Below are 20091 nucleotides of genomic sequence, written 5' to 3' on the forward strand. Positions count from 1 at the left end.
GGCGCAACCAATTGCATGGGCCCGCCTTTCATCGGAGAAGCGGGCGACGGCCACGCTTGGAGGGCGCATGGACACCTTTCTGCTCTTCCTGCTGGTCGGCTTCCTCGCCCAGGCCGTCGATGGCGCGCTCGGGATGGCCTATGGCGTCATTTCCTCCTCGGTTCTGCTCGCGGCAGGCGTGCCGCCGGCCACCGCCTCGGCCAGCGTGCACGGGGCCGAGGTCTTCACCACCGCCGCCTCGGCCGGCAGCCATATCTGGCATCGCAACGTCGACTGGCGGCTGCTGGTCCCCCTCGCCATCGCCGGGGTGATCGGCGGCTGTCTGGGCGCCTATGTGCTGACCGGCATCGAGGGCGAGGTCATCAAGCCGTTCGTGGTCGCCTATCTGGCCCTGATGGGCGTCTACATCCTGTGGCGCGCGGGGCATGAAATCCATCTGCGCCGCATCCGCGCCTGGGTGACGGCCCCGCTGGGACTGATCGGCGGCTTCCTCGACGCCATCGGCGGCGGCGGCTGGGGCCCGACGGTGTCCTCGACCCTGGTCGGCGCCGGTCAGGAGCCGCGCCGCGCCATCGGCACCGTCAACACCGCCGAATTCTTCCTCGCCATGGCTATCAGCGCGACCTTCGTCTGGGCCCTGGTGACCGGCCACTGGCGCGATGCGGACGCCCTGCAGAACCACGCCGGCGCCGTGGCCGGGCTGGTGGTCGGGGGACTGGCGGCGGCGCCCTTCGCCGGCCTGATCGCCAAGCGGGTGCCGCGCCGGGTGCTGGCCTATGCGGTCGGGATCGTTCTGGTGGCGCTGGCCGGGGTGCAGGCGCTGCAGCTGGCCGGCGTTCTGGCCTGAGGCCGGTTCAGGCGTCGGGGCGGGTCCAGGCGAAGCTGGGCCGCGCCTCAAGCGCCGCCTGCAGGGCGACCAGCCCCGGGCGCCCGGTCTTCCAGTCGTAGTCCGGATGGCGGAAGCCGATCCAGGTCACCGCGACGCCGGCGGTGATCACCCCCATGTCGAGCCGGGCGGGATCGGGCGCGGCCGCCTCCAGCGCATCGAGGGCGCGGCCCATGTTGGTCGTCCAGCGCTCGATCCAGGACGGCGAGCGCTCGTGCTCCGGGCGGCGCTTCTCCAGCACCAGTTTGACGCCCATCTCCAGCGCGCCATTGGCCAGGGTCTCGAGCCGCCGCACCCTCAGCCGCTCCGGTCCTTCCTCGGGCAGCAGGCGCGGCCCGGCGCCGAGGGCGTCGAGATACTCGCAGATCACCGGACTATCGTTGAGCGGCAGGCCGTCCTCCGCGATCAGGGTCGGGACCTGGACCAGCGGGTTGGACGACAGCAGTTCGGGGGCGTTGGCGTAGGGATCGACCGCGATCTCCTCGATCCGCCCGGCCAGCCCCTTCTCGCGCGCCACGATCCGGCATTTGCGGGCGTAGGGCGAGGGGACGGTGATGTAGAGCTTCATGGTCACTCGGCGGCTTCGAGGGCGGCGATGCGGGCGGCGTCCAGCTCGGCGGCCTTGGCCTCGACCAGTTCGACGATGTGGTCGATCATGCCGCCGTTGGCCAGTTTGTGAGCCATCTTGCCGTTCAGATAGACCATGCCCGAGCCGGCGCCGCCGCCGGTGAAACCGACGTCGGTGTAAAGCGCCTCGCCCGGGCCGTTGACGACGCAGCCGATGATCGACAGCGACATCGGCGTCGTCACATGGGCCAGCTTCTCTTCCAGGACGCCGACCGTCTCGATGACGTTGAAGCCCTGACGCGCGCACGACGGACAGGCGATGATGTTGACGCCGCGGTGGCGCAGGCCGAGCGACTTGAGGATGTCGAAGCCGACCTTGATCTCTTCCACCGGATCGGCGGCGAGGCTGACGCGGATGGTGTCGCCGATCCCCGCCCACAGCATATTGCCCATGCCGATGGCCGACTTGATCGTGCCCGAGCGCAGCGGCCCGGCCTCGGTGACGCCGAGATGCAGCGGGCAGTCGATCGCTTCAGCCAGTTGCTGGTAGGCGGCGACGGTCAGGAAGGGGTCGGAGGCCTTCACCGAAATCTTGAACTCGTGGAAGTCGTGGTCCTGCAGGATGCGGGCGTGGCTGAGCGCGCTCTCGACCATGGCCTCGGGGCAGGGCTCGCCGTACTTCTCCAGCAGGTCGCGCTCCAGCGAGCCGGCGTTGACGCCGATCCGCATCGAACAGCCGTGGTCCTTGGCCGCCTGGATGACCTCGCGGACACGGTCGGGCGAGCCGATGTTGCCGGGGTTGATGCGGAGGCAGGCGGCGCCGGCCTCGGCGGCCTCGATACCCCGTTTGTAGTGGAAGTGGATGTCGGCGACGAGCGGAACGCGGGCCTCGCGCGCGATCTGGCGGAAGGCGGCGGTCGAGTCCTCGTCGGGGCAGGAGACGCGGACGATGTCAGCCCCGGCCTCTTCCAGCCGGCGGATCTGGTCGATCGTCGCCGCCGCGTCCGAGGTCGGCGTATTGGTCATTGACTGGACCGTGATCGGGGCGCCGCCGCCCACGGGCACGCTCCCGACCATGATCTGGCGGCTCTGCCGGCGCTCGATATGGCGCCACGGGCGGACGTGTGTGTGATCCAGGCTCATCTCGGGGGCAACATAGGCTTCGGAATGCGGCATGGCCACGACAAGCGCCGGATCGGCGCCCATCCTCGATGTCGCGGATCAGCCTCCGGCGGTGGTCACGGCGGGGACCGGCGCCGTGTTGGCGGCCTCAAGCTGGGCCTGGGCCTGGGCCTGGACCGCGGCGGTGCGGGCAGCCTCGGTGCGCGCGGCCACCTCGGCGGCGGCCTGGCGGGCCAGTCCCTGGGCCCGGACGTTCAGCTGGTTCAGGGAGGTCTGGGTGGCCTCGAGGGCCCCGCCGTGCTCGCCGTTCAGATAGACGTCGAAGGCCGTGACGTCCTGCACCTCGACCGTGGCGGCGACCCCGAGAGGCGCGCGCCAGGCGTCGCCCGCGGCCAGCTGGCGCGCGAACAGCACGCGGCCATCGGCCATGCGCACGATGAGATAAGCCGACTTGCGCGCCTGCAGCACCACCTGCGAGGCGCTGGCCGAGGCGCCGTAGATGGCGCCGCGCGGGTTGAAGGCCTTCTGCACCGGCGGCGCGCCGGCGGCGGCGGCGGCCAGACCCTCGGGCGAGGCAGGGTCGATGCCGGTCAGCTCGGCTTCAAGGCCCGGGGTGATGTAGAGGGCCGGCACGGTCTGGTCCGGCGGCGCCGGGCGCGGGGCGGACAGGCGCATGAACTCCGCTTGTCCCGGCACTGCGCCGAGGGTCCAGCTCTCGGGGACGGACGCGAGGTCCGACGGCTGCGGCGCCCGCATCAGGCTGACGCGCTGGAAGACGTTCCAGCCGACCACCGCCAGGACCAACGCCATGCCGGCTGCGATCAGGCGTGGCGAATAGCGTTTGACCTCTTCGAAGGCCACGCCGACCGGCGGCTGCAGCGGCACCGAGGGGTCCGGCGCTTCGCGCTTGAACCGTTCCACCGCCAGCTGTTCGTCGAGGCCGAGGGCGCCGGCGTAGGCGCGCACATAGCCGATCGAGAAGACGCGGTTGGGCAGCACCGAAAAGTCGTTCTGCTCAAGCGCCGTCAGATAGCGCGTCGGCACCCGGGTGATGCTGGAGAGCTCGGCCAGCGACCGGCCGGAATGGGTTCGGGCGGCGCGCAGGCCGTCGCCCAGAGTCGCGGCGTCCGTGATGGACGGAACCATGTCCTGCCAGTCGGGATGATCCCGAAACTCTTCGGGGACGGTCCCCGTATCCAGCGCCATACGGCCTGACCCCATACTCGGCGTGCGCAAGGTCGCCTCGCGCGCGGTACTCAATACCGGGGCCTGTACCATATCGGGATGACAGATCGGGTCCGCCCCCGCGGACCCCCCGGTGAAGGCTTGTGGATAACTCATTAGGGCTGACCGATCAACGATTTGTTAGCCGTGCCGGCGCGTCTGGCCGGACCGCTTCAGATCGTGATGTTCAATTTCCGGGCCAGCGACTCCAGTTCGCCCCGGATCGAACCGGACGACGATCCCAGCAGGTTGGCCATGCCCCGGCGCGCGGCCGGCAGGTCGGCGGACAGGATCATCCGCTTGACCGGGCCAACCCCGCCGGCGGGGGCCGACAGCCGGGTGTAGCCCAGGGTCAGCAGGGCGAAGGCCTCCAACGGCCGCCCGGCCAGCTCGCCGCAGACCGAGACCGGCGTGCCGGTGTCGGCGCATTTCTTCTGGATCTCGGCCAGGGCCCGGAGCAGAGGCGGCGACAGGGGGTCGTAGCGGTCGGACACCAGCGGATTGGTCCGGTCGGCGGCGAACATGTACTGGAACAGGTCATTGGTGCCGACTGAGACGAAATCCGTCAGCGGCAGCAGGGCGTCGAGGTGCCAGAGCAGCGAGGGGCACTCGATCATGGCCCCGACCCGGAGCAGGGCCGGCAGCGCCCGCCCCCGCCGCTTCGCCCAGGCGCATTCGACATCGACCAGTTCGCGGGCGGCGCGGAATTCGTCGACCGTGGCGATCATCGGGAACATGACCCGCAGTTCGCGCCCGGCCGCGGCGGCCAGCAGCGCGCGTAACTGGAGCCGCAGCAGACCCGGCCGGTCGAGGCCGAGGCGGATGGCCCTGCGCCCCATGGCCGGGTTCTCTTCCCGCTCGGTCTCCAGATAGGGCAGGACCTTGTCCCCGCCGATGTCGAGGGTGCGGAAGGTGACCGGCCGGTCGCCGGCCGTGTCCAGCACGAGCTTGTAGAGGGCGGTCTGGCTGTCGAGGCGCGGCAGCTCCTCGGACACCATGAACTGGAACTCGGTGCGGAACAGGCCGATGCCCTCGGCCCCGGTGGCGTCGAGGTTCTCCAGATCGACGGCGAGACCGGCGTTGGTCAGCAGGGTGATGCGGGTCCCGTCGAGGGTGACGGAGTCGACGTCGCGAAGGCGGGTGAACTCGGCCTGCCGCTCGCTGCGCACCTCGATGCGCGACTGCACCGCCGCGAGCATGTCGGGGCGCGGCCGCAGATAGGCCTCGCCGGTTTCGCCGTCGACGATGACCAGGTCGCCCTCGGACAGGCGGTCGCGCAGGCCCATCAGACGGCCGACGCAGGGAATTTGCAGCGCCCGCGCGACGATGGCGGCGTGGCTGGCGGCCGAGCCCTCCTCGAGCAGCAACCCCCTCAGCTTGTGTCGGGGATATTCCAGAAGGTCGGCGGGCCCGAGGTTGCGCGCCACCAGGATGGCGTCGTCCGGAAGGTCCCGCCGCTCGCCCGGACGGTCCCCCGCCAGCACCCGCAGGAGCCGGTTGGCCAGGTCCTCGAAGTCGTGGAGCCGCTCGCGGATGTAGGGATCGCGCGCCGTGGCGAAGCGGGCGCGGTGCTCGTTGCGGACCCGGTCAACCGCGGCCTCGGCGGTCAGGCCGGTGCGCACCGCCTCCTCCAGCGACCGGTTCCAGCCCCGGTCGTCGGCGAACATCCGGTAGGTCTCAAGCACCTCGAACGGGGCGCCCGCCAGCTTGCCCTGCCCGCCCTCGAGCATGGAATCGATGTTGGCCTTGAGCGCGACGAGGGCCTCGCGCAACCGGACCTCCTCGACCGCGGGGTCCTCGGCCAGCAGATTCTCGGGCGGGATCGGGGCCTCGTGCAAGACGACATGGCCGTAGGCCAGCCCCTCGGCGAAGCGCTGACCCTTCAGCCGCTCGGGCCGGTGCGGCGCGACCTCGATGTCGCGCAGTTCGTCCTGCGCCAGCAGTTCGCCCGAGGCCACGGTCTCGGCCAGGACCATGGCGATGGTCTGGATGTCCTCGACCTCTTCCTCGTCATAGCGCCGCTCGGAGCGGTTCTGGACGACCAGCACGCCGATGGCCCGGCCGCCGCGCAGCAGGGGCGCGCCGAGGAAGGCGTGATAGGGATCCTCGCCGGTTTCCGGGCGGTAGGCGAAGCTGGGGTGCGACGGCGCATCGGACAGGCTGATCGGCTCGGCCGTGCGCGCCACCTCGCCGACCAGACCTTCGCCGGGGCGCAGGCGGGTGTTGTGAACGGCCTCCGGCTTCAGACCCTGGGTGGCGAACAGCTCCAGCTCGCCGGAGGCGCGGCGCAGATAGATCGAGCAGACCTCCGCCACCATCGACTGGGCGATGATGCGGACCACGGTGTCGAGCCGTTCCTGCGCAGGCGCCGCCCCCGCCATAGCCTCGCGGATCTGGCGAAGGAGGTTCCGCGGCCCCCTCGTCGTCAATCCGCCAACCGGCATGGCCCCTCCAACAGATCAGCGCCCGAGATGGGAGCCGCCAAGCTTCTTTTCTAGACCGCTTCCAGACCGTAGGCCGAATGAAGCGCACGGACGGCCAGTTCCGCATAGGCCGCGTCGATCAGAACGCTGATCTTGATCTCGGACGTCGAGATAGCCTGGAACTTCACGCCCTTGTCCGCCAGCGCCTTGAACATGGTCTGGGCGACACCCGCGTGACTGCGCATGCCGACGCCGACGACCGAGACCTTGGCGACGTCCTCGTCGACCCGAAGCTCCTCGAAACCGATCTCCTTCTGCGCCGCGCGCATCAGCTCGGCGGCCCGCTGGGCGTCGCGGCGGCCGGTGGTGAAGGTCAGGTTGACCGCGCCTTCGCTGCGGGCCTGGCTCTGCACGATCATGTCGACGTTGACGTTGGCCTCGGCCAGGCGGGTGAAGACGTCCGCCGGCGCCTCGACCCGGTCGGACAGGCCCAGCAGGGTGATACGGGCCTCGTCGCGGCTCATGGTGACGCCGGATACGATGCGTTTCTCCACGATTTCCTCCTCGTCGCAGATCAGGGTGCCGGACTTGGCGGGCAGGACGCCGTTCTCGTCGGGTTCGATGAAGCTGGACAGGACCCGGACCGGGACCCGTTTCGCCATGGCCAGCTCCACCGAGCGGGTCTGCAACACCTTGGCCCCGAGCGAAGCCATCTCCAGCATCTCCTCATAGGAGACCTTTTCGAGGCGGCGCGCCCGAGACTCGATGCGCGGGTCGGTCGTGTAGACGCCGTCCACGTCGGTGTAGATGTCGCACGGGCAGCCCAGGGCCGCCGCGACGGCCACCGCCGAGGTGTCGGAACCGCCCCGGCCGAGGGTCGTGATGCGCCCGTCGCGGGTGACGCCCTGGAATCCCGGCACCACGGCGATCTCGCCCTTGTCCAGCGCCGCGCCCAGCACCTCGCCCGGCACGTCCTCGATGCGGGCCCGGCCGTGGGCGTCGTCGGTCAGGATCGGAATCTGCCAGCCCATCCAGCTGCGCGCGTTCAGACCCATATTGCGCAGGGTGAGAGCCAGCAGGCCCGAGGTCACCTGCTCGCCCGAGGCGACGACGACGTCATACTCGTCGTCCGACATCTCGATTCCCTGCGCGGCCCGGCCGGCGCCGTCGGTCCAGGCGACCAGTTCATTGGTCTTGCCGGCCATGGCCGAGACCACCACCGCCACCTTCTTGCCCGACGCGGCCTCGGCGGCGACGATGCGGGCGGCGCGGCGAATGCGCTCGAGGTCGCCCATCGAGGTGCCGCCGAACTTCATCACCAGTCGCGTCGTAGCGGGCCGCGTCATCGTGGCGTATCGCCCCATCTTGCGTGGAGGGCCGCGCGGGTTCATCCCTCGGCCCATGGTCGCTTCTAACGGCACGGTATCGGCACGCAAACCCCAAAGCGGCGAGGACTCCGGCGAGCACGCCGCAGGGCCCTCGATCGATCCCGCCGATGTGGCGCGGTTCTCGGCCCAGGCGGCGGAGTGGTGGGACGCGCGCGGGCCCTTCGCCCCGCTGCACCGGTTCAACCCCGCCCGCCTCGCCTTCGTCCGCGACCGCGCCGCCGAACGCTTCGGCCGGGACGTCCGCGGCCGCGAGCCCTTCGCCGGCCTGAGCCTGCTGGACGTCGGCTGCGGCGGCGGCCTGATCGCCGAGCCGATGCGCCGCATGGGCTTCGAGGTCACCGCCATAGACGCTTCGTCCGAGAACATCGGCACGGCCCGCATCCACGCGGAACAGCAGGGCCTCGACATCGGCTACCGCGCCGCCACGGTCGAACAGCTCGAGGCCGAGGGCGCGGGTCCTTTCGACGTAGTCCTTACCCTGGAGGTGATCGAGCATGTCGCCGATCCGGAGGCCTTCGTCCGCACCTGCGCCCGGCTGGTGAAGCCCGGCGGAATGCTGATCGTCGCCACCCTGAACCGCACGCTGAAGTCGCTCGCCCTCGGCAAGGTCGCGGCGGAATATGTGCTGCGCTGGGTGCCGGCGGGAACACACGACTGGCGCCAGTTCCTCAAGCCGGACGAAATCCGGCTGATGCTGTCGGAAGAGCCCGTGGCGGTCAGCGGCCCGTACGGCCTGGTCTACAATCCGCTGACCGACCGCTGGAGCGAGAGCGACGACGCGGGCATCAACTACATGATGGTCGCCACGCGCGACTGAACGCGGTTCATCGGGCGTTCATCGACCTGACCTCGAAGTAACGGGACAGCCAAGCTTGCGGGTGAGATGAGGGGACCATTCCTCCACCGCCCCGCCAACAGGAGCTGTTCCATGAAGCGTCTCATCGTCCTCGCCGCCGTCTCCGCCAGCCTGATGGCCTCGGCCTGCGTCACCGTCATCGACGCTGACGGCGACGATGATTTCGGCTGGCACGGCCAGAACGCCCAGCCCTTCGACGGCGCCCGCGACGATTGCCGCGCCCGAACCGGCCGCAACCAGCATAGCGACGCCTTCGTCGCCTGCATGGCCGAAAAGGGCTGGACCCGCAGCGACCGCTAGAGCGTCCGCACCATGTAGAGGGCGTCCGGGCCGTAGTCCGCCATCCCGGGCGCCTCGACGACCGTGAAGCCGCGCCTTTCCCAGAAGGGCGCGGCGTCGTTGACCGCCACCAGGGCGAGGGCCGGCCAGCCGTCGGCCCTGGCGGTCTGCGCCAGCCGCTCGATGATCGGCGCCGTCCAGCCGCCGCCGCGCACATCCGGATGCAGGGCGAGGTCGTGCAGGTAAAGAACGTCGGCGTCGGCCGGAATCGCCTCGATCAGGGTGTTCAGCGCAGGCGTCGATCTGGCGCGCCACGGATAGGCGACAAGATAGCCCTTCGGCGCCCCGTCTCCGCCCGTCAGCACGAAACAGCCGCCGGGATTGAGCGCCAGCCGGTTCTCGAAACAGTCGCGCCCCTCGAAATGATGCGGGAAGCTGGCCGCGGCGATCTGCGTCACCGAGTCGAGGTCGTTCTTCCGCATCGGCCGCCAGCTCAGCAAGGGCGGGGCGGCGCCGGCGGACTCCGCCCTGTCGGAGGCCCCGGCCCGCTGCTTCTTCTCCGGCACAGCGGGCTCAGTTCAGCCTGGAGGGATCGGGCGGCAGCGGCGGCAGGGGCGCGCAGGGCACGCCGTCCTCCTTCAGCTTGCGGACCTCGGCCGGCGTGGCCTCGCCGTAGATCTCGCGCTTCTCCGAGCGACCCTCGTGGATGTCGCGGGCCTCGCGGGCGAAGGCGTCGCCGACATAGTCGAAATTCCGCTCGACATGGCTGCGGACCTCCCGGGCGACCTGCATGACCATGGTCTGCATCCGGGCCAGGTCCGGGGCGGGATCGGCCTTGCGCGTCCCCGCCACGGCCGGGGCCATGATCTGCTTGCTAACCGCGTGCGAGCCGCACACCGGGCATTCGACCAGACCCCGCGCGGCCTGGTCGTCATAGTCTGCCGAGGCTCCGAACCAGGCCTCGAAGCCATGGCCGTCGTCGCACTGGAGGGCGTACCGGATCATGCGGGACCCGTGAATTCGCGGTCGTGGGTCAGTTGCGGCACAGCGGCCCGCGCCTTCGCCACCGCCTCCAGATCGAGGGTGGCGAACAGGACGCCGGGCCTGTCGTGGTCCAGCTTCGCCAGCACCTCGCCCCACGGGGCCACGACCGTCGAACGGCCCCAGGTGCGGCGGCCGTCCTCATGTTCGCCCGCCTGCGCCGGCGCCAGCACATAGCAGCCGGTCTCGATGGCCCGGGCGCGCAGCAGGGTTTCCCAGTGCGCCTCGCCGGTCGGCACGGTGAAGGCGGCCGGCACGGCGATCATCACCGCCCCGGCCCTGGCCAGGGCGCGATACAGCTGCGGAAAGCGGATGTCGTAGCAGATGGTCAGACCCAGCCGGCCCCACGGCGTGTCGGCGACCACCGCGCCGTCGCCCGGACGGATCGAGGCGCTCTCACGCCAGCGCTCCCCGGTCGGCAGGTCGACGTCATAGACGTGCAGCTTGTCATAGGTGGCGACCACCCCGCCGGTATCGTCGATCAGCAGGGAGCGATTGGCGGCCCGGTCGTCGCCCTCCTGCCCGGACCGGACGATGGCCGAGCCGATCAGGAGCCAGATCCCCAGCTCGCGAGCCAGATCGCGCAGCCTGTCGATGACCACGTCACGGCCCTGCGTCTCCAGCACGGCGTCTCGCCGCGCCCGGTCCTTGATCAGGAAATTGGTCCCCTCCGGCGTCAGCACCAGCTTCGCCCCGCCGGCCGCCGCCTCGCGGATCATCGGCTCCACATGGGCGAGGGACGCCGCCGGGCTGGCTGGCGTGCGGGTCTGGATCAGGGCGATGGGGACGGTCGTCATCAGGCCGCCAGCAATGGGTCCAGCTCGCCCTTGCGGTCAAGCGCATGCAGATCGTCCGAGCCGCCCACATGCTTCCCGTCGATGAAGATCTGCGGGAAGGTCATGCGGCCGCCGGAGCGCTGGATCATCTCCTGCTTCTTCGCCGGGTCGTGGGAGGCCACGATCTCGTTGTAGTCCGCGCCCTTGCGATCGAGCAGGGCCTTGGCGGCATGGCAGTAGCCGCAGCCGGGCTTGGTGTAGATGACGACGTCGGCCAAGGGGCAATCTCCAGGGTCTGTGGCGGCTATGTAGGCAATTCCCGCGCCGTTCGCACCCGGGCGATGACCGCCAGATCGACGGCGCGGGCGCCGGCCTCGATCAGCGCGCGGGCGCAGGCCTCGGCGGTGGCGCCCGTGGTCAACACGTCGTCGACCAGAAGGATGCGCCGCCCCTTGATCCGACGCCGACCTTCATCGCTCACGGCGAAGGCCTTCCGGACGTTCAGACGCCGGCCGCGCGCGGACTTTCCACCCTGGGTGCTGGTGTGGGTCTGGCGGATCAGGGCGTCGGGCAGATAGTCCAGGCCTGCGCCCCGCGCCAGCGGCCGGGCGATCTCGGCGGCCTGGTTGAATCGCCGCGACAGCAGGCGGAAGCGATGCAGAGGCACGGGCACGACCGCGTCGGCCTGCTCCAGCAGCGGCGCGGCGGAGCGACTCAGCCAGCGGGCGAACAGCGGGGCGAACGGCTGATGGTCGCCGTGCTTGAACTTCAGAATCAGTCCGCGGGAGGCCTCGTCATAGACGCAGGCGGCCCGGGCCCGGGCGAAGGCGTAGGGTTGGGCCAGGCAGGCGGCGCAGCGGGGCGAGGCGAAGGCGCCGCCGTCCATTTCGAACGCCGCGCCGCAGCCGTCGCAGACCGGGTCCTCAAGGAAGACCACGCGCGACCAGGCATCGGGGGTCATGCCCGCCGCGGCCGCCGCCTCCGGGCTGTCATGGGCCAGCGGCGGCATCAGCAGATCGGCCGCGCTCCGTCCCAGGGCCCGCAATCCACGCACGAGCCGCGACCGACCCGCTTCCAATCGGTCGCGCCAACCCCCATCCTGATGAGCCATGAGCGCCTCCCCCGGTCCCCCCCAGATCTTCGACAGCCGACGTCGCGCGGCGAAACTGGCGCGGGGGGAGAAGGCCTTCGCCGCGGCCGACTTCCTGCACGTGCGGGCCGCCGAGAACGCGGTGAACAGCCTTGAGGTCATCCTGCGCGACTTTGCGGACGCCGTCGACCTGTCGGCCCGGCCGGGGCCGTTCGCCCGATTGCTGGCCGACAGCGCGGCCGCGGAGCGCGTCGGCCCGGTTCGGGTCGCCGGCGATGAAACGGTCCGTGCCGCTCCGGGCGCTGCAGCTCTCGACCTGCCCGACCAGTCGCAGGATCTGATCGTCTCCCTTATGAGCCTGCACTGGGCCAACGACCTGCCGGGCGCCCTGTCCCAGATCCGCCGCGCCCTTCGGCCAGACGGCCTGTTCCTCGGGACCCTGCTGGGCGCCGGCACGTTGAAGGAGCTGCGAACGGTCCTGACCGAGGCGGAACTGGAAGTGCGGGGCGGAGCGCAGGCGCGAGTGTCGCCTTTCGCCGACGGGTTTGACGGCGCCGCCTTGTTGCAGCGCGCGGGATTCGCCCTGCCCGTGGCGGATGTAGACCGGCTGACTGTGCGCTATTCCGACCTGCACGCCCTCGTGCGCGACCTGCGCGCCATGGGCGAGACCAACGCCCTGGCCGGCGCAGTCCGGCCGATGACCCGGGGCATGCTGGCGCGGGCGGCGGAGCTCTACGCCGAACGGTTCGGCGAGGCCGACGGACGCATCCCGGCCACCTTCGAGATCATTCATCTGGCGGGTTGGGCGCCGCACGAGAGCCAGCAGAAGCCCTTGCCGCGCGGCTCGGCCAAGGTCCGCCTGGCGGACGCCCTGGGCGTCAGGGAATGGACCGGCGACGAAGACTGACTCGCGTCAGTTGGCCCCGATCGCCGCAGCCAGCCTGCCCATGGCGACGTTGAACATCCCGGTCCCCGCGCTCGCGAAGGCCGTGATGCCGGTCAGCGCCACAAGGAACACGAGGGCGATGATCAGGCCGTACTCCAGCGCGGTCGCGCCGCGGTCATCCGCCAGGAACCGGGTGAGCAGAGCACGCATGGCCCCCTCCTTCGGCGGCTAGAGCAGGTCGCGCAGCCAGGCGACCAGGGGTTCGTCGGCCGGAGGCATCGGATAGCCGGCCAGCTGGTCCGGCCGCACCCATTTCAGCGCCGCATGCTCGCGGTTCCGAACCACCCCCGACCAGCGTCGGCACAGATACAGTGGCATCAACAGGTGAAACGAATCGTAAGCGTGGCTGGCGAAAACGAACGGCGCCAGGCAGGCCTCGTTGACGTCGATGTCGAGCTCTTCCTTCAGCTCCCGGATCAGCGCCGCCTCCGGCCGCTCGCCCGGATCGACCTTCCCGCCCGGAAACTCCCACAGCCCGGCCAGCTGTTTGCCCTCGGGCCGCTGCGCGATCAGCACGCGGCCGTCCGCGTCGATCAGGGCCACGGCGACGACGAGGACGGTGGGGAGACCTTCGCTCACGAGCGATAGTCGCCGTTGATCTCGACGTAGCGCTTGGTCAGGTCACAGGTCCAGACCGTGGCCGAGGCCCGCCCCGAGCCCACATCGACGGTGATGTCGATCTCGGCGTTCTTCATATAGGCGCTCATCTTCGCCTCGTCGTAGTGGGGCGACGGGGCCCCTTCGATGGCGGCGACATGGGGCCCGAAGCGGATGGCGAGGCGGTCGCGGTCGACCGGCTCCTCGGTCTTGCCCACGGCCATGACCACCCGGCCCCAGTTGGCGTCCTCGCCGGCCAGGGCGGTCTTCACCAGCGGGCTGTCGGCGATCGACTTGGCCAGTTTGCGGGCCGAGGCGGGGCTGGCGGCGCCATCGACGGTGACCTTGACGAATTTGGTCGCCCCCTCGCCATCGCGGACCAGCTGGTGGGCCAGATCCAGCATCACCTTGTCCAGCGCGCGGGAGAAATCCTGCAGCCGGCGGTCGCCGACCCGGCCGATGCGCGGCGCGCCGGACGCCCCCGTGGCGAACAGCAGGCAGGTGTCGTTGGTCGAGGTGTCGCCGTCGACCGTCACGCTGTTGAAGGTGGTGCGGACATGCAGCCCCAGCATGGCGCGGAGCACGTTCGGATGGATGTCGGCGTCGGTGACGATGAAGGCCAGCATGGTCGCCATGTCCGGCGCGATCATGCCGGACCCCTTGGCGATGCCGGCGATGCGGACCCTGTGCCCCTCGATCTGGCACTCGGCGAACGCGCCCTTGGGGAAGGTGTCCGTGGTCATGATCCCCTGCCCGGCCTTCAGCCAGGCGTCGGCGGTCAGACCGGCCTCGATGTCATTGAGCCGGGCGGCGATCTTGCGGTCGTCCAGCACCACGCCGATCACCCCGGTCGAGGCCAGCATCACGTCGCGCTGGCGGCAGCCGAAGCGTTTGGCCACCTCGGACGCCGTCCGGCGCGCCGCGTCGGCCCCCGCCTTGCCGGTGAAGGCGTTGGCGCAGCCGGCGTTGACCACCAGCGCCCGCACGTCCGCACCGCCGCCCGCGGCGTCCAGATGGCGCCGGCACCAGTCCACCGGCGCCGACCCGACCTTGTGGCGCGTGAACACGCCGGCGCAGCTGGTGCCGCGCGCAAAGCTGAACACCACCAGGTCGTCGCGCTCGTGCTTGTAGAACCCGGCCCGGGCGGTGGCGATCTCAACGCCCGCGATCGGGGGAATGTCGGGGAAGGGCACGGCCAGAGGTGAAATCTGCAGGCCGGGCTTTCCGGGCGCGGCCGGAGCGGGGCGCGCCGGGGTGGTGGCGCGTTTCAGCGCCGTGGCCAGCGGGTCCAGCGCCTTCTCCAGCGCCTGTTCGATCTTCTGGCCGGTCGAGCCCCGGCCGGGTTCGGGCGGGCGGCTCATGCGGCCTTCGCGGGCGTGGGGGCGGCGGGGGCTGCCGGTGCGGCGGCGGGGGGGCTGGCGGGCGCCGAGGCCGGTTCCTCGGAGGCGGCGTCGCCGTTCAGCAGCACCTCGACGTCCGCCTTGCCGCGCAGCTGTTCCAGCAGCTGGCGCACCCCGTCATAGGTCAGATAGCGCACGATCTGCGGCCGCGCCTGCTCCAGAGTCGGCGGCGTCTCCTTGCGGCGGTCCTCGACCCGCAGCACGGCCCAGCCGCCCTCGGTGTGGAACGGCCCCACGGTCGAGCCCGCCGGCTTGCCGCGCAGGGCGTCGGCATAGGCCTGAGGCAGCACGTCCAGCGTCGCATAGCCGAGATCGCCGCCGGAGAAGCGGGTCGCCTCGTCGATCGACCGCTGCTGCGCCACCGCCTCGAAGGCCGCCCCCTGGGCCAGCAGCCCGATCACGGCGTCGGCCTCTTCGCGGGTCCGGGACAGGATAAGGCGGCTGCGGATCTCCTCGGAGGTCTCGGCCAGGCGGACCTGGTCGCGATAGATGGTCTCGACCGCCTTGTCGTCGATCTCGCCGTTGACGACCGTCTCGACCAGCATGTCGCCGAGGATCCGTTCGCGCGTCGCCGCAAGCCGGCGCTGCGCCAGGGCCGAATTGTCCAGTCCGCGCCGTTCCGCCTCCCGCGCCAGCAGCTTCTGGTCGATGACCTCGTCGAGCACGCGGCGGAAAAGATCGGAGGTGACGTCGAGCGGCTCGCCTTCGCCCACCAGCCCTTGGGCCACCGCCTCGCGTTTGACGTCAGAGGCCCAGATCGTCTCCTCCTGCACCTTGGCCACGGCCCGGTCGCCCGGCTCCGGGGGTCGGTCGGAGCCGCCGCCACGGCCGCAGGCGGCGACGGTGAGGACGGCCGCCAGCAGCACCGGGAACAGCGCGCGGCCCAGAATCCGGGGCGGGATGAGGCTCATTTCGGGGCAAGCTCCGTCACGGGCGGCAAAGGCCCTCGCGTTGACAGGGATAAGGCCGGTGCTTAAGTCCCGCCTGCGCCCAAGTCGAGGGGTTTTCGAACGTTGCGCGGCCCTTGCGCGCGCCTGAGACAGGGCGCCGGGCCGCCGCCGCCGAAGTCTCGCCCGGCGCACATCGTCGCCGCTCCTTCGGGACCGTTCCAGTACCAGAGCCCTACCCGCTCGCCCGCCTTCGGATCATTCATGCTCGGCATCGCCAAGAAGATTTTCGGCTCCTCCAACGACCGTAAGGTCAAGGACTTCATGGGCCGGGTGCAGAAGATCAACGCGCTGGAGGCGAAATTCGCCGCCCTGTCGGACGACGAGCTGCGGATGATGACCGACGCCTTCCGCGACCGGATCGCGGCGGGCGAGACCCTGGACAAGTTGCTGAACGAAGCCTTCGCCGTCGCCCGCGAGGCCTCCAAGCGGGTGCTCGGCCAGCGCCAGTATGACGTCCAGCTCACCGGCGGCATGATCCTGCACGACGGCGGCATCGCCGAAATGCGCACCGGCGAGGGCAAGACCCTGGTCGCCGTGGCCCCGGTCTATCTGAACGCCCTGGCCGGCAAGGGCGTGCACGTCATCACCGTCAACGACTATCTGGCCCGGCGCGACGCCGAGTGGATGGGTCGGGTCTATCGCTTCCTCGGCATGGAGGTGGGCGTCATCGTCAACGGCCTGTCCTCCGGTCAGCGCCAGGCGGCCTATGCCGCCGACATCACCTACGGGACCAACAACGAGTTCGGCTTCGACTATCTGCGCGACAACCTGGTCTACGACCGCAAGGAGATGGTGCAGCGGCCGCACCATTTCGCCATCGTCGACGAGGTCGACTCCATCCTGATCGACGAGGCGCGCACGCCGCTGATCATCTCGGGCCCGACCGAGGACCGCTCGGACCTGTATCTGACCGTCGACGAGATCATCAAGGAACTGATCCAGGACAAGTCGACCTACGACCTCGACGAGAAGCAGCGCCAGGCCCTGCTGACCGAGGAGGGCTCCGAAAAGATCGAGGAGATCATGGAGGCCCGCGGCCTGTTCGCCGCCGACACCACCGGCCTGTACGACGCCGCGAACATCAGCCTGGTCCACCACATCAACCAGGCCCTGCGCGCCAATACCCTGTATCAAAAGGACAAGGACTACATCATCAAGGCCGGCGAGGTGATGCTCATCGACGAGTTCACCGGCCGCATGATGCAGGGCCGTCGTCTGTCCGAAGGTCTGCACCAGGCCATCGAGGCCAAGGAAGGCGTCAAGATCCAGCCCGAGAACCAGACCCTGGCCTCGGTCACCATCCAGAACTATTTCCGCCTCTATGAGAAGCTGTCCGGCATGACCGGCACGGCCGCGACCGAGGCCCAGGAATTCCTCGACATCTACAAGATGGATGTCCTCGAGGTGCCGACCAACCGGCCGGTCAAGCGCATCGACCACGATGACGAGATCTTCCGCACCTCGGCCGAGAAGAACCACGCCATCGCCGGCCTGATTGCCGAATGCCACGTCCGGGGCCAGCCGATCCTCGTCGGCACCGTCTCGATCGAGAAGTCCGAGACCCTGTCGGAGTTGCTCAAGACCTTCGAATACGAGGTCACGGTCAGGACGCTGAAGCCGCAGCACCAGCACCTGCTGGAGAAGGTCGCCAGCGACGACGACAAGGTCCGGCGCGAGGCGAAGAAGGCCTATCAGGCGCTGAAGGACGAGGACTTCGACATCGAGGTCAAGCGCGGCAAGGGCATTCCGCACAGCGTGCTGAACGCCCGCCAGCACGAGCAGGAGGCCTTCATCGTCGCCGAGGCTGGTCTGCCGGGCGCGGTGACCATCGCCACCAACATGGCCGGCCGCGGCACCGACATCCAGCTGGGCGGCAACCTCGAGATGCGGCTTCAGCGCTGGCGCCAGGAGCAACGCAATCTCGGCATCGAGATCACGCCGGAAACCGAAGCCGCCATCGAGGCCGAGTTCAAGGCCGAGATCGCGGTCCAGAAGGCGAAGTCGCTGGCCGCCGGCGGCCTGTTCGTGCTCGGCACCGAGCGCCACGAGAGCCGCCGCATCGACAACCAGCTGCGCGGCCGCACCGGCCGTCAGGGCGACCCCGGCACCTCGAAATTCTTCCTGTCGTGCGAGGACGACCTGCTGCGCATCTTCGCCGGCGACCGTCTAGACGCCATCATGCGCAGCTTCGGCGTGGCCGAGGGCGAGGCCATCAGCCACCCGTGGCTGAACCGCGCCGTCGAGACCGCCCAGAAACGCGTCGAGACCCGCAACTACGACATCCGCAAGAATCTGCTGAAGTACGACGACGTCGTGAACGACCAGCGCAAGGCCGTGTTCGAGCAGCGCCAGGAGTTCATGGACGCCACGGACCTGTCCGAGCTGGTCGCCGAATTCCGCCAGGACGTGATCACCGACCTGATCGACAAACATATGCCGCCCAAGGCCTATGCCGAGCAGTGGGACATCGACGGCCTCGCCGAGAAGGTGAAATCGACCCTCGGCCTCGACCTGCCGCTGCACGACTGGGCGGCCGAGGAAGGCGTTTCCAACGAGGAGATCGAGGAACGGCTGATCGCCGCCGCCGACGCCCGCGCCGCCGAACGCCTGGAGCTCATCGGGGCCGACCAGACCCGCGGTCTGGAGAAGCAATTCATGCTCCAGATGATCGACATGAGCTGGCGCGAGCACCTGGTGCACCTCGATCACCTGCGCGGCGTCATCGGCCTGCGCGGCTACGGCCAGCGCGATCCGCTGAACGAGTACAAGACCGAGGCCTTCAACCTGTTCGAGACGCTGCTGTACGAGCTGCGCCACAACGTGACCCGCTGGCTGATGACGGTCGAGTTCCGCTTCGAGGCGCCGCCCGTGATGGACCTGCCGGAATTCCAGGAAATCCACCTGAACCCCGGCACCGGCGAGAACGAGATGGCCGATCCGATGGCCCAGAACCCGGAAGGTCAGCTGACCGGCGACGATCGCTCGCGCCTGCCGGTCGAGACCCTGCCGGCCCAGTGGGAGCGGACGCCCCGCAACGCCGACTGCCCCTGCGGCTCGGGCCGCAAGTTCAAGCACTGCCACGGAAGCCTGATCTAGGGCGCTATCGCTCGCCGCGCGGCGGCTCGCTGCTTGAGCGGCATCTCGGCGCGCTATCGCTCGCCGCGCGGCGGCTCGCTGCTTGAGCGCGGGGTGAGGGACCGCTATCGACCGTGGGTGGCGTTCACCGACGGGAGAGACTGATGGCGGCTCGCAAGGATCTGTTCTCCCGCGCACTGTCGCTCGACCCCGAGCGGCTGCATTTCGCCGCCCACAGCCATCACCTGTGGCCGGACGCCTCGTTCGACGGACAGGTGCGGGCCTGGGTCGAGGCGAACAAATTCGCCGACCGCAAATGGGACCTGATCTTCGGCGACGTGGTGCCCGAGGCCCAGGGCCATGTCGCCCGCGAGCTGAACCTGCCGTCGCCCGACACGGTCGTGTTCGCCCCCAACACCCACGACTTCCTGCTGCGCATCTTCTCGGGCTTCGAAGCCCGGCCGGTCCGCATCCTGTCCACCGACGGCGAATTCCATTCGTTCCGCCGCCAGGGCGAACGCTGGGAGGAGGCCGGGCAGGCCGTGGTCACCCGCGTCCCCCTGCATCCGTTCGAGACCTTCGACGACCGCTTCGTCGAGGCGGCGCGCGGCGGCGGCTTCGACCTGATCGTGGTCAGCCAGGTGTTCTTCAAGACCGGCCAGGTGTTCACCCGCATCGAGGACCTGGCGGCTCTGGCCGATCCGGCCGGGCCGTGGGTGGTGATCGACGGCTACCACGGCTTCATGGGCGTGCCGACCGACCTGTCAGCGGTGGCGGACCGGGTCTTCTACGTCGCCGGCGGGTACAAATACGCCATGTCGGGCGAGGGCGCGGGCTTTCTGCATGCGCCCGACGGCTTCTGTCCCCGGCCCGTCACGACCGGCTGGTTCGCCGAGTTCGGCGAGCTGACCGGCCGTCCCGAGGACGTTCAGTACCGCGCCGACGCCGGCCGCTTCTGGGGGGCGACCTTCGACTCCAGCGCGCTCTACCGTTTCAACGGCGTGCGCCAGATGCTGGACGAGGCGGGCCTGACCACCGCCGCCGTCGCCGATCACGCGCGCGGCCTGATGCGCCGCTTCCAGCAGGCGGTGGCCGCCGGCGGGGCCGGGCGGCTGGACCGGGCCGAGCTGATCAATCCTGTGGCCAACGAGGCGGTCCGGGCGCGCTTCCTGGCCTTCCGCCACCCCGACGCCCAGGCCTGGAAGGGCCGCCTGATGGACGCGAACGTGGTCACCGACGTGCGCGACGACACCATCCGGTTCGGCTTCGGCCTGTACCAGGACGAGTCCGATCTGGAGCGGCTGATCGAGGTCTGCCGGCGGATTCTCTGATCACCAAGGGTCAGAAGAAGGTGGTGTCGTCCTGCTGTTTCGGCTCCGGGGCCTTGCGCGGCGCGGGGGGCGAAGCCGGGCGGGCGGGCGCCGGCGCCGGAGTCGCGCCCGGGACGGGCGCCGGCGCTCCGTCGGCGGGC

At 70.0% G+C, this 20091-nt stretch carries 20 protein-coding genes; 6 read left to right on the forward strand and 14 right to left on the reverse strand.

Annotated elements, in window-relative coordinates:
* Positions 1 to 67: 67 nt before the first annotated feature.
* Positions 68 to 847 carry a sulfite exporter TauE/SafE family protein gene (locus V6M45_RS13960; protein ID WP_332657146.1) on the forward strand — a complete coding sequence of 260 codons (780 nt, stop codon included), beginning with the start codon at positions 68 to 70 and terminating at the stop codon, positions 845 to 847.
* A gap of 7 nt (positions 848 to 854) precedes the next feature.
* On the opposite strand, the gene V6M45_RS13965 is transcribed toward V6M45_RS13960, so the two are convergent.
* The 5 genes from V6M45_RS13965 to V6M45_RS13985 all read right to left on the reverse strand — a co-directional run bounded on the left by V6M45_RS13965 (position 855) and on the right by V6M45_RS13985 (position 7568).
* Entirely contained in the window at positions 855 to 1454 is a 600-nt protein-coding gene (locus V6M45_RS13965; protein WP_332657164.1) for a glutathione S-transferase N-terminal domain-containing protein, read from the reverse strand.
* A gap of 2 nt (positions 1455 to 1456) precedes the next feature.
* A complete protein-coding gene (gene ispG, locus V6M45_RS13970; protein WP_332657165.1) occupies positions 1457 to 2596 on the reverse strand; it encodes a flavodoxin-dependent (E)-4-hydroxy-3-methylbut-2-enyl-diphosphate synthase in 1140 nt (379 codons plus the stop codon).
* A 78-nt stretch (positions 2597 to 2674) separates the two neighbouring features.
* Positions 2675 to 3796: a helix-turn-helix domain-containing protein gene (locus V6M45_RS13975; protein WP_332657147.1), complete on the reverse strand. Its 1122-nt coding sequence runs from the start codon at positions 3794 to 3796 to the stop codon at positions 2675 to 2677.
* Positions 3797 to 3972: 176 nt separating this feature from the next.
* Entirely contained in the window at positions 3973 to 6180 is a 2208-nt protein-coding gene (gene ptsP / locus V6M45_RS13980; RefSeq protein WP_442880596.1) for a phosphoenolpyruvate--protein phosphotransferase, read from the reverse strand.
* Positions 6181 to 6293: 113 nt separating this feature from the next.
* A complete protein-coding gene (locus V6M45_RS13985) occupies positions 6294 to 7568 on the reverse strand; it encodes an aspartate kinase (RefSeq protein ID WP_332657149.1) in 1275 nt (424 codons plus the stop codon).
* Positions 7569 to 7623: 55 nt separating this feature from the next.
* Between V6M45_RS13985 and ubiG the strand changes: the two genes are divergently transcribed.
* Positions 7624 to 8427, forward strand: coding sequence for a bifunctional 2-polyprenyl-6-hydroxyphenol methylase/3-demethylubiquinol 3-O-methyltransferase UbiG (ubiG, locus tag V6M45_RS13990; RefSeq protein WP_332657150.1), 804 nt, complete (start codon positions 7624 to 7626; stop codon positions 8425 to 8427).
* A gap of 111 nt (positions 8428 to 8538) precedes the next feature.
* Entirely contained in the window at positions 8539 to 8766 is a 228-nt protein-coding gene (locus V6M45_RS13995; protein WP_332657151.1) for a hypothetical protein, read from the forward strand.
* Here the strand turns inward: V6M45_RS13995 and V6M45_RS14000 are convergent.
* The 5 genes from V6M45_RS14000 to V6M45_RS14020 are packed head-to-tail and all read right to left on the reverse strand — an operon-like array spanning position 8763 to position 11673.
* Positions 8763 to 9311 (reverse strand): GNAT family N-acetyltransferase, encoded by a 549-nt coding sequence (locus tag V6M45_RS14000; RefSeq protein WP_332657152.1) that lies wholly within the window; start codon positions 9309 to 9311, stop codon positions 8763 to 8765. The two genes, V6M45_RS13995 and V6M45_RS14000, sit on opposite strands and share 4 nt — an antisense overlap.
* 7 nt (positions 9312 to 9318) lie before the next feature.
* On the reverse strand, positions 9319 to 9750 hold the full coding sequence (locus V6M45_RS14005) for a DUF1178 family protein (protein ID WP_332657153.1): 432 nt from the start codon (positions 9748 to 9750) through the stop codon (positions 9319 to 9321).
* On the reverse strand, positions 9747 to 10583 hold the full coding sequence (locus V6M45_RS14010) for a carbon-nitrogen hydrolase family protein (RefSeq protein ID WP_332657154.1): 837 nt from the start codon (positions 10581 to 10583) through the stop codon (positions 9747 to 9749). Before V6M45_RS14010 ends, V6M45_RS14005 begins: the two co-directional genes overlap by 4 nt.
* Positions 10583 to 10840 carry a glutaredoxin 3 gene (gene grxC, locus V6M45_RS14015; RefSeq protein ID WP_332657155.1) on the reverse strand — a complete coding sequence of 86 codons (258 nt, stop codon included), beginning with the start codon at positions 10838 to 10840 and terminating at the stop codon, positions 10583 to 10585. The genes V6M45_RS14010 and grxC overlap by 1 nt, the downstream gene beginning before the upstream one ends.
* A gap of 26 nt (positions 10841 to 10866) precedes the next feature.
* Positions 10867 to 11673, reverse strand: coding sequence for a ComF family protein (locus tag V6M45_RS14020; RefSeq protein ID WP_332657156.1), 807 nt, complete (start codon positions 11671 to 11673; stop codon positions 10867 to 10869).
* On the opposite strand from V6M45_RS14020, the gene V6M45_RS14025 reads away from it, so the two are divergent.
* The gene (locus V6M45_RS14025; RefSeq protein ID WP_332657157.1) at positions 11672 to 12559 is read left to right on the forward strand and encodes a methyltransferase domain-containing protein; all 888 of its coding nucleotides are present in this window, start codon (positions 11672 to 11674) and stop codon (positions 12557 to 12559) included. The genes V6M45_RS14020 and V6M45_RS14025 overlap by 2 nt on opposite strands.
* A 6-nt stretch (positions 12560 to 12565) precedes the next feature.
* Here V6M45_RS14025 and V6M45_RS14030 read toward each other — a convergent pair whose 3' ends face one another.
* The 4 genes from V6M45_RS14030 to V6M45_RS14045 are packed head-to-tail and all read right to left on the reverse strand — an operon-like array spanning position 12566 to position 15506.
* On the reverse strand, positions 12566 to 12748 hold the full coding sequence (locus tag V6M45_RS14030; RefSeq protein ID WP_332657158.1) for a Flp family type IVb pilin: 183 nt from the start codon (positions 12746 to 12748) through the stop codon (positions 12566 to 12568).
* 18 nt (positions 12749 to 12766) lie between these two features.
* On the reverse strand, positions 12767 to 13177 hold the full coding sequence (locus V6M45_RS14035) for a (deoxy)nucleoside triphosphate pyrophosphohydrolase (protein ID WP_332657159.1): 411 nt from the start codon (positions 13175 to 13177) through the stop codon (positions 12767 to 12769).
* Entirely contained in the window at positions 13174 to 14556 is a 1383-nt protein-coding gene (argJ, locus tag V6M45_RS14040) for a bifunctional glutamate N-acetyltransferase/amino-acid acetyltransferase ArgJ (RefSeq protein ID WP_332657160.1), read from the reverse strand. Before argJ ends, V6M45_RS14035 begins: the two co-directional genes overlap by 4 nt.
* Positions 14553 to 15506: a peptidylprolyl isomerase gene (locus V6M45_RS14045; protein ID WP_332657161.1), complete on the reverse strand. Its 954-nt coding sequence runs from the start codon at positions 15504 to 15506 to the stop codon at positions 14553 to 14555. The genes argJ and V6M45_RS14045 overlap by 4 nt, the downstream gene beginning before the upstream one ends.
* A gap of 240 nt (positions 15507 to 15746) precedes the next feature.
* On the opposite strand from V6M45_RS14045, the gene secA reads away from it, so the two are divergent.
* Positions 15747 to 18641, forward strand: a complete 2895-nt coding sequence (gene secA / locus V6M45_RS14050) for a preprotein translocase subunit SecA (protein ID WP_332657162.1) — start codon at positions 15747 to 15749, stop codon at positions 18639 to 18641.
* Between the two features lie 143 nt (positions 18642 to 18784).
* Positions 18785 to 19951: an aminotransferase class V-fold PLP-dependent enzyme gene (locus V6M45_RS14055; RefSeq protein WP_332657163.1), complete on the forward strand. Its 1167-nt coding sequence runs from the start codon at positions 18785 to 18787 to the stop codon at positions 19949 to 19951.
* Positions 19952 to 20091 lie beyond the last annotated feature (140 nt).

The organism is Brevundimonas sp. (assembly GCF_036676055.1).
Classification (GTDB): Bacteria; Pseudomonadota; Alphaproteobacteria; order Caulobacterales; family Caulobacteraceae; genus Brevundimonas.

Bases quoted from the DNA above. Each gene is read 5' to 3' on its own strand.
- V6M45_RS13965 (WP_332657164.1), bottom strand. From the start codon at position 1,454: ATGAAGCTCTACATCACCGTCCCCTCGCCCTACGCCCGCAAATGCCGG.
- V6M45_RS13975 (WP_332657147.1), bottom strand. From the start codon at position 3,796: ATGGGGTCAGGCCGTATGGCGCTGGATACGGGGACCGTCCCCGAAGAG.
- V6M45_RS14005 (WP_332657153.1), bottom strand. From the start codon at position 9,750: ATGATCCGGTACGCCCTCCAGTGCGACGACGGCCATGGCTTCGAGGCC.
- V6M45_RS13985 (WP_332657149.1), bottom strand. From the start codon at position 7,568: ATGACGCGGCCCGCTACGACGCGACTGGTGATGAAGTTCGGCGGCACC.
- V6M45_RS14045 (WP_332657161.1), bottom strand. From the start codon at position 15,506: ATGAGCCTCATCCCGCCCCGGATTCTGGGCCGCGCGCTGTTCCCGGTG.
- V6M45_RS14055 (WP_332657163.1), top strand. From the start codon at position 18,785: ATGGCGGCTCGCAAGGATCTGTTCTCCCGCGCACTGTCGCTCGACCCC.
- ubiG (WP_332657150.1), top strand. From the start codon at position 7,624: ATGGTCGCTTCTAACGGCACGGTATCGGCACGCAAACCCCAAAGCGGC.
- ptsP (WP_442880596.1), bottom strand. From the start codon at position 6,180: ATGGCGGGGGCGGCGCCTGCGCAGGAACGGCTCGACACCGTGGTCCGC.
- secA (WP_332657162.1), top strand. From the start codon at position 15,747: ATGCTCGGCATCGCCAAGAAGATTTTCGGCTCCTCCAACGACCGTAAG.
- V6M45_RS14020 (WP_332657156.1), bottom strand. From the start codon at position 11,673: ATGGCTCATCAGGATGGGGGTTGGCGCGACCGATTGGAAGCGGGTCGG.
- V6M45_RS14025 (WP_332657157.1), top strand. From the start codon at position 11,672: ATGAGCGCCTCCCCCGGTCCCCCCCAGATCTTCGACAGCCGACGTCGC.
- ispG (WP_332657165.1), bottom strand. From the start codon at position 2,596: ATGAGCCTGGATCACACACACGTCCGCCCGTGGCGCCATATCGAGCGC.
- V6M45_RS14010 (WP_332657154.1), bottom strand. From the start codon at position 10,583: ATGACGACCGTCCCCATCGCCCTGATCCAGACCCGCACGCCAGCCAGC.
- argJ (WP_332657160.1), bottom strand. From the start codon at position 14,556: ATGAGCCGCCCGCCCGAACCCGGCCGGGGCTCGACCGGCCAGAAGATC.
- V6M45_RS14030 (WP_332657158.1), bottom strand. From the start codon at position 12,748: ATGCGTGCTCTGCTCACCCGGTTCCTGGCGGATGACCGCGGCGCGACC.
- V6M45_RS13960 (WP_332657146.1), top strand. From the start codon at position 68: ATGGACACCTTTCTGCTCTTCCTGCTGGTCGGCTTCCTCGCCCAGGCC.
- V6M45_RS13995 (WP_332657151.1), top strand. From the start codon at position 8,539: ATGAAGCGTCTCATCGTCCTCGCCGCCGTCTCCGCCAGCCTGATGGCC.